At 45.3% G+C, this 14205-nt stretch carries 15 protein-coding genes; 8 read left to right on the top strand and 7 right to left on the bottom strand.

Going from position 1 to position 14205, the window contains the following annotated elements:
- Nucleotides 1-49 precede the first annotated feature (49 nt).
- Complete coding sequence (locus ATB76_RS01850) at nucleotides 50-658, top strand: AraC family ligand binding domain-containing protein (protein WP_039975031.1); 609 nt, start codon at nucleotides 50-52, stop codon at nucleotides 656-658.
- Nucleotides 659-725: 67 nt separating this feature from the next.
- Here ATB76_RS01850 and ATB76_RS01845 read toward each other — a convergent pair whose 3' ends face one another.
- Both ATB76_RS01845 and ATB76_RS01840 read right to left on the bottom strand, forming a co-directional pair.
- Nucleotides 726-1211, bottom strand: coding sequence for a hypothetical protein (locus tag ATB76_RS01845; RefSeq protein ID WP_038867242.1), 486 nt, complete (start codon nucleotides 1209-1211; stop codon nucleotides 726-728).
- Nucleotides 1212-1225: 14 nt separating this feature from the next.
- Nucleotides 1226-1759, bottom strand: coding sequence for a nicotinate-nicotinamide nucleotide adenylyltransferase (locus tag ATB76_RS01840; RefSeq protein ID WP_038867237.1), 534 nt, complete (start codon nucleotides 1757-1759; stop codon nucleotides 1226-1228).
- Between the two features lie 210 nt (nucleotides 1760-1969).
- Between ATB76_RS01840 and nadE the strand changes: the two genes are divergently transcribed.
- A complete protein-coding gene (nadE, locus tag ATB76_RS01835; protein WP_042600139.1) occupies nucleotides 1970-2800 on the top strand; it encodes an ammonia-dependent NAD(+) synthetase in 831 nt (276 codons plus the stop codon).
- Between the two features lie 111 nt (nucleotides 2801-2911).
- On the opposite strand, the gene ATB76_RS01830 is transcribed toward nadE, so the two are convergent.
- Entirely contained in the window at nucleotides 2912-4729 is a 1818-nt protein-coding gene (locus ATB76_RS01830; RefSeq protein WP_042600138.1) for a hybrid-cluster NAD(P)-dependent oxidoreductase, read from the bottom strand.
- 272 nt (nucleotides 4730-5001) lie between these two features.
- Between ATB76_RS01830 and ATB76_RS27030 the strand changes: the two genes are divergently transcribed.
- Together ATB76_RS27030 and pyrC are read left to right on the top strand one after the other, a co-directional pair.
- Nucleotides 5002-5166: a YqaE/Pmp3 family membrane protein gene (locus ATB76_RS27030; RefSeq protein ID WP_005453437.1), complete on the top strand. Its 165-nt coding sequence runs from the start codon at nucleotides 5002-5004 to the stop codon at nucleotides 5164-5166.
- Between the two features lie 155 nt (nucleotides 5167-5321).
- Nucleotides 5322-6350 carry a dihydroorotase gene (gene pyrC / locus ATB76_RS01825; RefSeq protein WP_061034483.1) on the top strand — a complete coding sequence of 343 codons (1029 nt, stop codon included), beginning with the start codon at nucleotides 5322-5324 and terminating at the stop codon, nucleotides 6348-6350.
- A gap of 105 nt (nucleotides 6351-6455) precedes the next feature.
- On the opposite strand, the gene ATB76_RS01820 is transcribed toward pyrC, so the two are convergent.
- Nucleotides 6456-7364, bottom strand: a complete 909-nt coding sequence (locus ATB76_RS01820) for a DUF808 domain-containing protein (RefSeq protein WP_042600134.1) — start codon at nucleotides 7362-7364, stop codon at nucleotides 6456-6458.
- A 173-nt stretch (nucleotides 7365-7537) separates the two neighbouring features.
- Here ATB76_RS01820 and ATB76_RS01815 point away from each other — a divergent pair, with 173 nt between their 5' ends.
- Entirely contained in the window at nucleotides 7538-8455 is a 918-nt protein-coding gene (locus ATB76_RS01815) for a M14 family metallocarboxypeptidase (protein WP_061034482.1), read from the top strand.
- Here the strand turns inward: ATB76_RS01815 and ATB76_RS01810 are convergent.
- A complete protein-coding gene (locus ATB76_RS01810) occupies nucleotides 8450-9238 on the bottom strand; it encodes a helix-turn-helix transcriptional regulator (RefSeq protein WP_005441149.1) in 789 nt (262 codons plus the stop codon). The genes ATB76_RS01815 and ATB76_RS01810 overlap by 6 nt on opposite strands.
- 98 nt (nucleotides 9239-9336) lie before the next feature.
- Between ATB76_RS01810 and ATB76_RS01805 the strand changes: the two genes are divergently transcribed.
- From ATB76_RS01805 to ATB76_RS01795, 3 genes are all read left to right on the top strand, one after another.
- Nucleotides 9337-10242, top strand: coding sequence for a DMT family transporter (locus ATB76_RS01805; protein WP_061034481.1), 906 nt, complete (start codon nucleotides 9337-9339; stop codon nucleotides 10240-10242).
- Nucleotides 10243-10408: 166 nt separating this feature from the next.
- On the top strand, nucleotides 10409-10894 hold the full coding sequence (locus ATB76_RS01800; RefSeq protein ID WP_038867221.1) for an acyl-CoA thioesterase: 486 nt from the start codon (nucleotides 10409-10411) through the stop codon (nucleotides 10892-10894).
- A gap of 159 nt (nucleotides 10895-11053) precedes the next feature.
- Nucleotides 11054-11299, top strand: coding sequence for a hypothetical protein (locus ATB76_RS01795; protein WP_038867219.1), 246 nt, complete (start codon nucleotides 11054-11056; stop codon nucleotides 11297-11299).
- A 374-nt stretch (nucleotides 11300-11673) separates the two neighbouring features.
- Here the strand turns inward: ATB76_RS01795 and malG are convergent, their stop codons facing one another.
- Together malG and malF are read right to left on the bottom strand one after the other, a co-directional pair.
- Nucleotides 11674-12564, bottom strand: coding sequence for a maltose ABC transporter permease MalG (malG, locus tag ATB76_RS01790; protein ID WP_020194055.1), 891 nt, complete (start codon nucleotides 12562-12564; stop codon nucleotides 11674-11676).
- A gap of 12 nt (nucleotides 12565-12576) precedes the next feature.
- Nucleotides 12577-14151: a maltose ABC transporter permease MalF gene (malF, locus tag ATB76_RS01785; RefSeq protein ID WP_061034480.1), complete on the bottom strand. Its 1575-nt coding sequence runs from the start codon at nucleotides 14149-14151 to the stop codon at nucleotides 12577-12579.
- Between the last annotated feature and the right edge of the window lie 54 nt (nucleotides 14152-14205).

Raw genomic sequence — 14205 nt, 5'->3', positions numbered from 1 at the left:
CTAAGGGTTTAACGTTAACCTTAGCGCCCCAAGAACTCTGGTATTCACAATGAACTACGCAATTGAATTTCACGACGCAAATTACCCTTTTCTCAATGTTGCTGCGCGTAAGAAAGCGCTAAAACACACGCTACTGTTAGTAGTCGAGGGTTTGGCGATCATAAAATTGGGTAAACAAGAGTATGCCATCGAACCAGGTCAGTATTTTTGGATTCCTCAGGGATGTTTGAGCTCCCTCACCTTTTTACCAAATACTCGCACTACTCGTTGTGATTTTTCTGTGCGTTTGAACGATGAGTTTGCTCAACAAGCCGGCTTTGTAAAACCTTCCGCTCTATTAAAAGCGCTAATGGATAAACTGGTAACCACCGAACCACGCAGTGAAAAACAACTGGATTTGTTGACAGTCGCCAAATATGAGGCGTTGGAATTGAAGCCAAAACTGACGGGCTCACACCTCACAAGCTTGATCAATCAATGGAAACCTGGTTGCGAATCACCAATTTCAATCGAGTTGTGTTTGGTGCTAACACTAAGAGAAGCTCGTAAAATGAAACTGTCTGGCAAAAAGCAAATGGACATCGTCGAGCGTTTGTTTGCAGGTAATGAAGAAGAATACGAACAGTTGTGCTTTTTAGTGTTTGGGGAAGCACTGTAACCAACTACCAACTTAGAATCAAAAAGGGCGTACATGATGTACGCCCTTTTTGATTAAGAAGTGTTATTTAGAACGGGACTTCTATCTGCATCATCCAGTCAGCATCGTAGTATTCGTGCCAACGATAATCGAAGCGCATTCTTGGTTCACCATCACTTTTGTCCCCAAAACCGATACTGAACATTAACCCATGACTCTTCAGCCATTCTTCGGTTGTCATTTTGCTTTCATCGTCTCTCAACTCTTCTGGCATCCAGACACCCAAGCCAAAATAGTTACTTTCCAAGCTTTGAGTCAGCAATGGCGTGTCTTCCGACTTAATCGCCCACTCATCCCAGTAGTTTTCTGTGGGCTCATCAAGCGGTCTTTCTTCCGCCTCATACCAATTGAGCGTATCCACACTGAGCACACCGACGCTATCAAAAATGTCTTCACAAATGGGCATGGTGTTATCAGCGAATACAACAGAACGATCAGACAAATAGTTACACGCGAAGCTGGCTTGTGTAACAACAAGCAACGTGCATGCACTAAATACCACTATTCTGACCATGAAAATCTGACCTCTTAGTTACCAGATAACGTTTCTTTGTATAAGCGTTCGCTTTGTAAAATGTCACGGACTGTTGATGTTGTAAATGCACTGATGTCTTTATCAGCGAGTAAAGCATCTCGTATGTCTGTGCTTCTGATTTTAACTTTCTCAGGGCACGCCATCACAGTCCAACGTTCCGTAATTTCTTCTGCTTTGTAAAATTTAGCAAATTTGAAGAAATTGTCAGGACCAATGACAAAAGTTATATCGGCTTGCGTGTGGATTTCTTGAATTTTTTCTAATAACGCAAAAGTCGTCACACTTTGTCCAGGTTGGTACAAACTTTGCTCTAAGTCTGAACGTTGAACGTTGGAAAGCCCCATGTCTTTAATAAAGGCATCGACCAACTTGCACCGGATTGGATAGTCCAACATATTTTTGCCCCAAGCATGTGCAATGCTAGGCTCCAGAAGCACGAGGTCGAAGTGACTTAAGGATTCGATCACGCTTTTATGCCCTAAGCTTGGTGGGTTAAATGCGCTACCAAAAACGGCGATTTTTTTCATATCCGGTGATTACCTGGTTGAAGAGAGTTTTCTAATCCGATGAATTCGGTATGATACTACTAATCTTTAGAGTTTTTTGACACTAATGCGACGTTTATGAACATCAATTGAACGCTTTCCCGCCAATTGTGAACAATAAACGTAGGCCTAAGTATGAACACATTCCGACTAATTTAGTGTCTGATGTATTTGCAGGAAAAGGAACCCGAAATGGAACAATCCATCCGCGATGAAATGCGAGTTCTCCCATCAATCGACCCGCATTTCGAAATCGAGCGCCGTGTCGCTTTTATCAAGCGTAAATTGCAAGAAGCAGGCTGTAAGTCTCTTGTTCTTGGCATCAGCGGTGGCGTTGACTCAACGACATGTGGTCGTTTGGCTCAACTGGCTGTGGACCAACTGAACGAAGAAGCTGGCGACAATAGCTACCAGTTTATCGCCGTTCGTTTACCTTACGGTGAGCAAAAGGATGAAGACGAAGCACAACTTGCTCTTGCCTTTATCCAACCAACTCATTCTGTATCTGTAAACATAAAAGCGGGCGTAGATGGTCTTCACTCTGCATCTCATGTTGCATTGGAAGGTACTGGCCTTCTGCCAACTGACGCTGCAAAAGTCGACTTTGTAAAAGGTAACGTAAAAGCACGTGCCCGCATGGCTGCTCAATATGAAATCGCAGGTTACGTAGGCGGCCTAGTTTTAGGCACTGACCACTCGGCTGAGAACATTACCGGTTTTTACACTAAGTTTGGTGATGGCGCTTGTGATATGGCACCACTATTCGGCTTGAGCAAACGTCAAGTACGCGAAGTCGCGGCAACGCTGAGTGCACCGGAACAACTAGTAAAGAAAGTACCGACTGCAGATTTAGAAGAACTTGATCCTCAAAAAGCAGATGAAAACGCACTGAATCTCTCTTACGAACAGATTGACGACTTCTTAGAAGGCAAACCTGTTTCGGAACAAGTGAGTGACCGTCTGGTGTCAATTTACAAGGCCACGCAGCACAAACGTCAGCCGATCCCAACGATCTACGACTAAATTGCAATTTTATTTCTGAGCGACTCGTTTCTGAAACCGCTCTGAGATAGATAAAAAACGCCGCTACGTTAGCGGCGTTTTTTTACTGGTTGCGATCCGTCTTTATGGCAATTAGTCTGTGATTGTCACGTCCGTCTGCGGAATAGCGCAACATGCCAACACTTTACCCATCGCACGTTCCTCTGCGCTGATAGCAGGTACATCTGGGTGATCGACTAGCCCTGATTCTAATTGAACCTTACAAGCGCCACACAAGCCCGCTCGACAGCTGTTGCTAATGTTTTTGCCTGCATTCTCTACTTGCTCAAGTAGCGTTTGTTGGTTGTTACCCATCAACTTAAAGCCGTTGAATTCAATCTCAACACTTTTCTCTGGTTTGGCTGTAGTAGCCGCAACGCCAAATGCTTCTTGATGATAGTTATCTTCCGGTAGCCCTTTTTTGAGCAGAAGGTTTTTCGCCTTTTGCATAAAACCATCAGGGCCACAAACGAACACTTGCCGCTTCTCAACATCTTTGATCTGTTTTATATGGGATAAGCTGATTCGCCCCTTAAGACCAAACCAGTCCACTGCGGGTTGAGTTAAGCAAATCTTCACATCTAATCCCGGATGCTGACGTTTTAGTGCATCGAGCTCATCTTTACATGGGATATCAATCTCGCTGCTGCACTGATGGTAGAACACCACATCATCGAGTTGGTTGTGATCAGCCAAGTAACGAACCATCGACAGCATTGGTGTTACACCGCTACCAGCAGACAACAGCAATAGAGGCTGAACAGAATGCTCTTTTAGATGAAATTGACCATCTGGCGTTTCCGCTTCCAGCACATCTCCAACTTGCAGATTATCAAGCAGTGAATTAGACACACGCCCACCAGAAACACGCTTAACCGAAATTGCGTAGCGCCCGAGGCGAGAAGGGCTCGATGACAACGTATAACGACGCCCTACTTTCTTACCTTCTATATCCACTTCGATAGGTAAATGCTGACCTGGTAAGTACGTTGGTAACTGACCTTTACTTGGCTCAAGCCATAAGGTTACGAAGTCGCGCGCAATCTCTTCTCGTTCAACACAAGTGAGCGTCATTCGATGAGGAGAGTTATCCGGATAGAACTCTGGCTCTTTGTATTCCAGCACTTCGACTTTGTCACCAGAACGAATAATGCCTTCATTAAGAGCAACAAGGTTTTGGCCAAAGAATACACCGCCACGCTCATTCGCGCGGAACTCTTGCAGTGTTTTGAGTGGCTCTTTGCTTTCTCGGAATGTACCGCGTTGAGTGTTAACGGTGGTTAAGATGCAACGCTCACAAGGTTTTACAGATTCAAATTCGACTTCACCAATGCGAATACGTTTCCATGAGTCTTCTTCAAATGGCTTGGTGTCAGATACCACTAGGTTGGTTCGGAATTGATCCATTGAGTGCTGCTCAGAGCTTCTGCGATTTAACTCTTCCAGTGACGCTTCACTGATAACAAGCACTGGATAACCATCGGCAAAGCTAACGTTGTGACCCAACTTCTCTCTTACACGATTGGACTGCTCACCAGTAAAAAGTAACTCAACACGAAGACCTAACACTTTACTAAACCAATCATCCGCTTCGTCAGTGGTGGTGTATGCAGTAAAACTGTCTTTCCAAACCGTTGCAGGTGCTTCCTGCATTTTGAAATCTTGATAGCGAATCTTTAGTGGCTCTTCACCAAGGCTAGTAAACACCACACCATCGGGCAATAACGCTGACTTAATGGTCACCATTTGCGGGAATTTTCTTGCCGTAACCATTGAACCATCAGACGTCGCGATCATAAATCGACGATCAAAACTGAGGCCTTGCTTCTCAACCCAAGCTGATGAAAGGGCAACACCACCCACCGACTTTACTGGGAACACATTGATTTGAGACAAAACTGACTGCGACATGGCTTTCTTCCTAACGATACTTTTTAATTATTGGACTATCATATCCTCATACGTTTGATGACCCAAGTGCCTATAAAACATCAATTTGTCTGAGGTATCTTCAGTGCGTGGCAATCAACATCGTTGGAATACCGACTTATGCGTCTCATTTTATGAACAGAGTCCCATAAATTTGCATATTCCTGACGAAACAGGATTGCCAAAAAGTGATATAGTGCACATAATTCGCCAACTTTTTGACACCTTTAAATAACCTATCCGGAGCATAGACCATGGATACTAATAAACTGATTCTAATTCTACTTTGTATCTTCCTTCCACCAGTGGCGGTTTACATGGAAAAAGGTCTAGAGAAAGACTTCTTCATCAACCTTATCCTGACGTTCTTCTTCTTCCTACCAGGTACGATTCACGCACTTTGGTTGACGATGAAGTAACCACCTGAGCTCCTATCGTAAAGAAATGTGAAAAATGGGATGAAATGAAAGTGCAATTCCACTATCATCCTGTCGCCTAAGCGCAAGCGTTTGCTCTTGAGGTAAATGCAGCGTTTAGGCTCCAATCACAACTTTATTAATGGTGGGAGCAATTAATGACAACACTGACTATTACTCGTCCTGACGACTGGCACGTTCACTTACGCGATGGTGAAGTTCTAAAAGATACCGTTCGCGATATTAGCCGTTATAACGGCCGCGCACTGATCATGCCAAACACCGTCCCACCAGTGACTAATACTGAAATGGCGCTAGCCTACCGTGATCGCATCCTTGCTGAACAACACGGTGAGCAATTCGAACCTCTTATGGCGCTGTACCTAACAGACAACACCACGCCAGACGAAATCCGCAAAGCTAAAGCGACAGGGAAAATCGTTGCAGCAAAGCTTTACCCTGCAGGCGCAACTACCAACTCTGATTCTGGTGTAACCGACGCAAAGAACATCTACCACGTTTTTGAAGCGATGGAAGAAGTTGGCATGCTGCTTTTGGTTCATGGTGAAGTGACTCACAACCACGTTGATATTTTTGACCGTGAGAAGGAATTCCTAGACACGGTTCTTGCTCCTATCGTCAACGACTTCCCTAACCTAAAAATCGTTCTTGAGCACATCACGACTGCGGATGCGGCTAATTTCGTCAACAACGCTTCTGATAACGTTGCAGCAACTATCACCGCTCACCACCTGCTGTTCAACCGTAACCACATGCTAGTCGGCGGCATTAAGCCACACTTCTACTGCCTACCAATTCTTAAGCGCAATACCCACCAACAAGCGCTTATCGAAGCAGCAACAAGCGGCAGCAAGAAATTCTTCCTAGGTACGGATTCAGCGCCACACGCAAAAGGCGCAAAAGAGTCGGCTTGTGGTTGTGCTGGGTCTTACACTGCACACGCAGCGCTAGAGCTTTACGCTGAAGTCTTTGAGAACGAAGGCAAGCTAGAAAATCTAGAAGCATTCGCAAGCTTGAATGGCCCTGATTTTTACGGCATCGCTCGTAACACAGATACAGTCAAGCTAGAAAAAGCAGCGTGGGATGTACCAGAAACGATGCCATTTGGCAGCGACATCGTTGTGCCAATCCGTGCAAATGAAAAAATTGAATGGGAAGTGAAATAATCACCCTCAAGAAATGAGAAAAGGGTCATGCCACCATATTCGATATGAAAAGGCATGACCCTTTTCTTTTGGCTCTAATACAGCCTCAACAAACTGAACTCGCGCTTATTTACCGCGAACCTTCTCAACAACCGTCCAAGCAGCAACCACAATCAAACCAGCAATGACACCAATCACACCGTTAAGCAGTGTCGGTACGATCGCCGTTGCAATCGTGTGACCACGGAAGTCCATAATGATAGGTTCAATCAGATGATGAATTGCAGGGACGTTATGAACAACAATACCGCCGCCGACCAAGAACATCGCAGCAGTACCAACAATCGCAAGCATCTTCATCAATTTCGGTGCGAACGCTACTAACGCCCCACCGAGTTTGGCTTTCAGACCTTCGCCATTGGATTTACGCTCTAGATAGAAGCCCAAATCATCGAGCTTAACAATGCCAGCCACTAAACCGTAGACACCAATGGTCATCAAGATCGCAATCAGGCTTACTACCAAAATCTGCGTCACGATACTTGTTCCTGTGACCGTACCTAACGCAATCACGATGATTTCAGCAGACAAAATAAAGTCAGTACGGATCGCGCCCGCCACTTTTCTCTTCTCATACTCTTCCACGGATTCCCCCGTATCAGAGGACTCTTCCGCGTGATCTTCATGCTGATGAGCGTGAGGGAACAGTTTCTCTAAGATCTTCTCTGCGCCTTCAAAACAGAGAAACAAACCACCGATCAAGAGTAATGGCATGATCAACCAAGGAATAAACGCACTAATAAGCAACGCCGCAGGCACTAGTATCAACTTGTTTTTAAATGAACCTTTCGCGACCGCCCATACCACTGGAATTTCTCGTTCGGCAGCAACACCCGATACTTGCTGCGCGTTTAGCGCCAAATCGTCGCCCAATACACCAGCGGTCTTTTTCGCCGCTACCTTTGACATCAATGCGACATCATCCAATACAGCTGCAATGTCATCCAACAGTGTCAGTAAACTTGCTCCAGCCATTTATTTATCTCTTTTATGGAATTGAATAAGTAACAAAATGTAACACCATTAAATCACTCAGCAAAGTTATGATTCTGCAAAGAATAAGGTCACAAATTGTGTTTTGTGTTGATGTGGCTTTGAGACAGGACTAGTCTTGTCTTACCTTTCAAGCACACAAAAGAAAAGTATAGATGAAAAGCGGATATACTTACCCAATCGGTACCCCAGATCAGCCATGGGGCGAAGCAGAACGCAAAGCTTGGTGTGAGCAACGTGACGTAAAACGTAGCTACCAAGAAGAAGTCGTGACAAAAATTGATGCCCTTCGCGAGCGTTTTGATGTTGAGCAATACGGCGCACTTTCTTACGACGAGGCACGCTTCCCTCTATTTTGTATCAAGACTCGTAACTGGGATGCAGCAAAACCTGTTGTTTTAGTCACCGGCGGCGTGCACGGCTACGAAACAAGTGGCGTTCATGGCGCACTGAAGTTTGTTGATACACAAGCAGAACGTTATGCAGAACACTTCAACATTGTCGTTGCGCCATGTGTTAGCCCTTGGGGTTACGAAGTGATTAACCGCTGGAACCCAAATGCGATCGACCCAAACCGCTCTTTCTATGCAGATAGCCATGCGGAAGAATCAGCAAACTTGATGAAGCTGGTTGCGACCTTGGGTGATGTTCTAATGCACATCGACCTGCACGAAACCACCGATTCTGATGAAACTGAATTCCGCCCTGCACTTGCGGCGCGTGATGGCCTTGAATACATCGAAGGCATGATCCCAGACGGTTTCTACACGGTCGGTGATACAGAAAACCCGCAACCTGAGTTCCAAAAAGCGGTCATCGAGTCAGTAGCTAAGGTAACGCACATTGCACCTGCTGACGATAAAGGCGAAATCATTGGCTCGCCAGTGGTGCAATTTGGCGTCATTAATTACCCAATGGTGAAACTGGGTTTGTGTGGCGGCGTAACCAACTGCACTTACGGCACCACAACCGAAGTTTACCCAGACAGCCCGAAAGTGACTGATGAGGAGTGTAACGATGCTCAAGTTGCAGCAGTTGTAGGCGGTTTAGACTACGTGCTCGCTCAGCTATAACAAGCGGTTCTTATATTGCTCCGGTGTAATGCCGGAGTATTTCTTGAACATGGCAATAAATGGACTGGCTTGGTTATAGCCCAACGTCAACGCCACCTCTTTTACCGTTTGCCCTTTTCTTAATAGCTCCATTGAGTGCAGATAACGAACTCGTAATCGCCATTCAGTAAAACTCATCCCTAACTCACTTTGGCAATGACGAGCTAGCGTTCGTTCAGTAGTATGCACCTTTTCCGCCCACTCCCCCAAACTAATTTCATCCGTTGGCGCTTCTTCAACGGCTTTAAGAATGGGTTCCAGATATTTGTTATCTGTGGTTGGCAAGAAGTGATGCTCAACCTCTTGCTTCGCTAACTGATCAAGCAGTACCTGTACGATGCGTTTGTCTTCTTCACTCTTTGCCACGTTAATGTCGCGCTGACGAAAGTCTTCCACAATTGCAGACACTATTGGCGTTACCTTGATCAGACTGGTTTTAGACGGGAAGTGCTGCGTTAGCTCTGGTGCGATATTTAAAGAGCAGTATTCCAATGGCTTACGGTTATAGCTGGTATGACGAATTCCAGCCGGCACCCAAATAGCCAGATGTGGTGGTGCTAAAAAGCGTGTGTCTTCTGCATCCATTTCTAGAATGCCGCCACTTATCAACTGCACTTGTCCCCAAGGGTGACTATGAATCCGAGTCTCAGTATTCGACAGAAAGGCTTCAAAATTCATAAACACATCTGATGGTGCCTGCTCAATTGATAATGAAGGATGAAGATTCCTAGTGGTCTTTTTCAAAATTGTCTTCCTATCGCTTACGATGTCTTTCCAGAGATACTTTTCATTATAAAGACCTGTCAGACTAGCGCCATTAATTATTGTGCGATGAGGTTCTCATGGTTTATTTGCTTCCGTTTTTTACTGTCATGATTTGGGGTGGGAATTCCATCGTAAATAAAATGGCAGCAAGTGCCATTGAACCGAGTGCAATGAGTTTCTATCGTTGGTTTGTCGCTATGGTGCTTCTAACACCATTTTGCTTACCTGCCGTAATCCGCCAACGTCATGTCATTCGTCCTTACATGACGAAGCTAGCTTGCCTTGCTCTGCTCGGAATGGTGTTAAACCAATCGTTAGGCTACTACGCAGGCTTGACTACCACGGCTTCCAATATGGCGCTAATCACTTCTCTTGTTCCTCTTATCAGTGTTTTTCTGAGCGTACCCTTGTTAGGTAAGTCAATTTCTATGTTGAGCGTGGCGGGCGGCGTGATTTCGCTTGGCGGTTTGGCGTTTATGCTTGGTCATGGCGATATTACCTACTTCCTACATCAAGATATGACACAAGGTGACAGCTTGATGCTTCTTGCTGCCCTTTGTTACGCGATTTACTGCGTGTTACTTAAGCGTTGGAAAATGCCATTCAACAGTATGACTCTGGTTTACATGCAGGGCTTTTTCACGCTGATAATGCTTACCCCACTTTGGCTTAGCAGCGACCAGTTACTTCCAAGCCAAAGCGCACTACCTCTCATTGCTTACGCGGGTATTGCGGCGTCTATCTTTGCCCCATTGATGTGGGTGAAAGCCATCGATTTGATTGGCGCGGATTCTAGTGCCATGTTCATGAACCTGATGCCTGTGGTCTCGGTAGCTTTGGCTTCGACTATGCTCGGTGAAGAAATCCATGTGTACCATATCATTGGTGGCATGCTGGTTATCTCTGGCGTTATCTTGTCGCAGGTTAAGATTCGAAAGAAGGTGCAATCGCCAAGCCCAGATTTACCGCCTGCGACATCGTAATTCAATCCCTCAAGCCACGGTATCTTCCGTGGCTTTTTTGTGCTCCGCACCTTTTACTGCTCAGGCTGACAGAAAAGTTAATATTTTGTTGCGTCTCCTATTCCAGAATGAATTCCTTGCTGATACATTGAGTCTAATAACAACGACAACAATAAAGGAATGACAGATGAGCAGTGGTCAAAGAGATATTACCCTTCGTTTTCTTGCTGAACCCGGAGACGTAAACTTCGGTGGTAAAGTGCACGGTGGCGCCGTAATGAAATGGATCGACTTGGCCGCTTACGCGTGCAGCGCGGCTTGGAGTGGCAAGTACTGCATCACAGCGTATGCGGGTGGTATTCGATTTGTCGCGCCGATTCATGTCGGTAACTTAGTCGAAGTCAGTGCCAAAGTTATCTACACAGGACGCAGTTCAATGCACATTGCTATCGATGTACAAGCCTGCGATCCCAAAGAGTTAAAAAACCGCCTAACGACGCATTGTATCGTTATCATGGTTGCGGTCGATGAAGACGGAAAACCAACCGATGTACCGAAGTGGATTCCTGAGTCGGATGAAGACAAAGCACTAGAACAATCGGCTATTCGCTTGATGAACATGCGTAAGCAAATTGGCGAAGAGATGGAAGCGCACGTTAAGTATCTCAAATAACTCACGTCGCTCAACAAAAGTAAGCGTTTGCCCCCTTGCTGTGTGAAGCAATGTCATGGTTGTGTCATTCGCTTCACACAAGCGTCAAATTGTCATAAATCTTTCACTTTGATTTGCTTAAATCCAAGCACAATTTTGCTATTGGATAGAGTTTGGATCTTGAGATTGAAAGAGACCACATTAAGCGAAGACACACTCACTAATTTGAAAGCCGTTGAATACCAGTGGGTAAGAACGATGTATGTCGAAGGATATAACGAAACAGAGATTAATCATTACATTCAAGCTTGCTTTGGTGGTGATTCTACTTTTGCTGATTTATTTCGTCGCGTTGCGCTGCAACAAGAGAGCTTATATACCTTGCTTCAGTACGTAGGTTGCGCTCCTTCAAGCCGAGAGCTTTAATCTCTCCCAACTCCCTGATCGCCCTTTCGAAAATACCCACAGATTATTTATGTGAAGTGATACGCATGGCATTCCGGCTCAACTGTGTAATCCATTGCAAAGCCGCTAATCTCTACCTGCATTAAGAAAATAAACCTCGTGAACGACGGGCATAAAAAAACCTGAGTCAAGACTCAGGTTATGGTTACAAGAAACTGTTAGTGATTAAAGCGTAAGGAACTAAGCTAACAGCCAGCTATGCGTAACGCCAATTAAAGCGAGATATTACTGATCGGCGGCCAAACCAAAAGTGTAATATCGATTGCTAAATATAAGGGCGACCTAATGGTCGCCCTTTTCTAGTTATTCTTTTGTATCTTAGTGACCAACCAAGATTAACCTTTCACACCACCAGCCGTTAGACCACCAACAAGCCAGCGTTGCGCCAGTAAGAATACCGCTGTGATTGGTACAGCTGAAAGCACTGCTGCTGCTGCAAAGTCGCCCCATAAGTAGTTCTGAGGGTACAAGTACTGCTGCATACCAACCGCAAGAGTGTACGAGTTTACATCAGATAGCAGTAGTGATGCTACCGGAACTTCGCCTATCACCATGATAAATGACAAGATAAACACTACCGCAAGAATTGGCACTGACAGTGGAAGTAGTACCAGACGGAATGCCTGCCAAGGCGTTGCACCATCGAGCGCTGCTGCTTCTTCTAATGAAGAATCGATGCTTTCAAAGTAGCCTTTGATTGTCCATACGTGAAGAGCGATACCGCCTAAGTAAGCGAAGATCAAACCACCATGCGTGTTCAAGCCTAGGAACGGGATGTACTGACCTAGTTTGTCAAACAATGCGTATAGTGCAACCAATGCCAATACTGCTGGGAACATTTGGAAGATCATCATCGCTTTCAGGATAGTGTTCTTACCTTTGAACTTCATACGAGCAAACGCGTACGCTGAAGTGGTCGACAGAGCCACAATCAAGATAGCTGAAATACCACCAACTTTTACTGAGTTCCACAGCCAAGTCATGACTGGGAATGGCGGCGGTGTAACCGACCCATCTGCGTTTGTGACTGATATGCCTAGCGCTAATTTCCAGTGGTCTAGCGTCGGGTTGTCTGGGATAAGGCTACCTGTTGCAAAGTTACCTTCACGGAATGAGATCGCGATGATCATCAGTAGAGGGAAGATAATCAGCGCTAAGAACGCCCACATTGCGATATGCGTAGCCCAAACACGATATTTTAATGACTTGCCTTGTACCATTGCCATTGTTCTGTCTCCTTAATCCTGAGCTACTTTAGTAACACGTAGGTTCAATAGTGCTAGCGCGCCAACCAATAGGAAGATAAGCGTTGCAACCGCACTTGCTAGACCGAAGTCTTGACCGCCAGCGCCTTCAAATGCAATGCGGTACGTGTAGCTTACAAGTAAGTCCGTGTAACCTGCCGGCTCCGATGTGCCAATCATGTTAGGACCACCACCCGTTAATAGCTGGATAAGTACAAAGTTGTTGAAGTTAAACGCGAAGCTAGCGATCAGCAATGGCGTTAGTGGCTTAAGCATCATCGGTAGCGTGATGCGAGTAAAGTTGGTGATGAAGTTTGCGCCATCAATAGCTGATGCTTCATAGAGGTCTTCAGGAATGGCTTTTAGTAGACCCATGCAAAGAATCATCATGTAAGGGAAACCTAACCATGTGTTAACCACTAGGATCATGGTTTTCGCCATGAATGGGTCAGAGAACCACGCAGGGCTAATACCAAACAACCCTTCTAACAACATGTTGATCTCACCAAAGCTCTGGTTGAAGAGACCTTTAAAGATCAAGATAGAGATAAACGCTGGTACCGCATACGGAAGAATAAGCAGTAATCGGTATGCAGAGCGGCCTTTCAAGGCTTCCCACTGAACGACACTTGCAAGTACTAGACCGATAACCAGTGTACAAACAACGGTCAACGCAGAGAAAACAATCGTCCAGATAAAGATGCTGATGAACGGCTCTTTGATACCATCATCTTTCCAAACACGTTCAAAGTTGTGCGTACCGATGTTTACTACGAAACCTGGAGAAACCGTGTTACCAACAAACTGACCATTTTCGTCTACTGGTTGGTAGTAACCCACATCCATATTTGGACGTAGTGTCTCTTGGGTACGATTGTTGTATAGCGTCTCACCATCGTCTTGCAGCGTGTAAAGCGGAACAACAGCCGCAAACTTACGAAGACCGCTCATACGGATGTCATCGCCGTTTGGCAGGTGTAGATCAACACCACTCAAAGCGCTACGGTTTTTAACGATCGTTTTAATCGGTTCTTTATCGCCCGTCGCTTCTGTGATTGGCGCTAAATCTAAGTCTGTCGCAGAGAAGCCTTGCAATTCAAAGGTTAGTGTTGCTAAAAGCGCCTCACCTTTCTTCACTACAATTTGATGACCCTGCTCAGTTTTGTACAGAGTGAACGGGTAGCTATCACCACTTTGGTACGTTCTGTCCATTAAAACGGTCTGCGCACGGTCAAAAGAGAGTTGGTTTTTTGCGCTGTAGTTAGTGAATGCGAGACCTATGGTATAAGCCAAAGGGAAAAGGATGAATAAGATCATCCCCGCAATACCTGGGTAGATATAACGATGAGCGTAGGTCTTTTTACTACCAAAAATAAATAGCGCTAAACCGGTAAGAATGAGCGTAAGGAGTGCAAACGCAATCTCACCACGAGAATACATAAGGATTGTTGCGTAGCCATTGATAATGCCGACTGTGCCTAATAGTGCCCACTTGATAAACACTTTTTTGCTGCTCGGAAGGCTGGCTTCTGGTGCTGTCATAGCATTTGTACCTTGAACTGACTGCATAGGGAACCTGCTAGCGAATATAGGATAAAAGTAGAAAAGTAAGGAGAGGTTGCC

The sequence above is a fragment of the Vibrio sp. MOR3 genome (assembly GCF_001557775.1).
GTDB lineage: Bacteria > Pseudomonadota > Gammaproteobacteria > Enterobacterales > Vibrionaceae > Vibrio > Vibrio jasicida.
Note: the sequence above shows the minus strand (reverse complement) of the source record. Positions and strands in the feature narration are given on the sequence as shown.

Coding starts and splice junctions, on each gene's coding strand:
- nadE (WP_042600139.1), top strand. CDS start 1,970: ATGGAACAATCCATCCGCGATGAAATGCGAGTTCTCCCATCAATCGAC.
- ATB76_RS01845 (WP_038867242.1), bottom strand. CDS start 1,211: ATGGTCAGAATAGTGGTATTTAGTGCATGCACGTTGCTTGTTGTTACA.
- ATB76_RS01850 (WP_039975031.1), top strand. CDS start 50: ATGAACTACGCAATTGAATTTCACGACGCAAATTACCCTTTTCTCAAT.
- ATB76_RS01815 (WP_061034482.1), top strand. CDS start 7,538: ATGAAAAGCGGATATACTTACCCAATCGGTACCCCAGATCAGCCATGG.
- ATB76_RS27030 (WP_005453437.1), top strand. CDS start 5,002: ATGGATACTAATAAACTGATTCTAATTCTACTTTGTATCTTCCTTCCA.
- ATB76_RS01800 (WP_038867221.1), top strand. CDS start 10,409: ATGAGCAGTGGTCAAAGAGATATTACCCTTCGTTTTCTTGCTGAACCC.
- pyrC (WP_061034483.1), top strand. CDS start 5,322: ATGACAACACTGACTATTACTCGTCCTGACGACTGGCACGTTCACTTA.
- ATB76_RS01840 (WP_038867237.1), bottom strand. CDS start 1,759: ATGAAAAAAATCGCCGTTTTTGGTAGCGCATTTAACCCACCAAGCTTA.
- ATB76_RS01820 (WP_042600134.1), bottom strand. CDS start 7,364: ATGGCTGGAGCAAGTTTACTGACACTGTTGGATGACATTGCAGCTGTA.
- malF (WP_061034480.1), bottom strand. CDS start 14,151: ATGCAGTCAGTTCAAGGTACAAATGCTATGACAGCACCAGAAGCCAGC.
- ATB76_RS01830 (WP_042600138.1), bottom strand. CDS start 4,729: ATGTCGCAGTCAGTTTTGTCTCAAATCAATGTGTTCCCAGTAAAGTCG.
- ATB76_RS01805 (WP_061034481.1), top strand. CDS start 9,337: ATGGTTTATTTGCTTCCGTTTTTTACTGTCATGATTTGGGGTGGGAAT.
- malG (WP_020194055.1), bottom strand. CDS start 12,564: ATGGCAATGGTACAAGGCAAGTCATTAAAATATCGTGTTTGGGCTACG.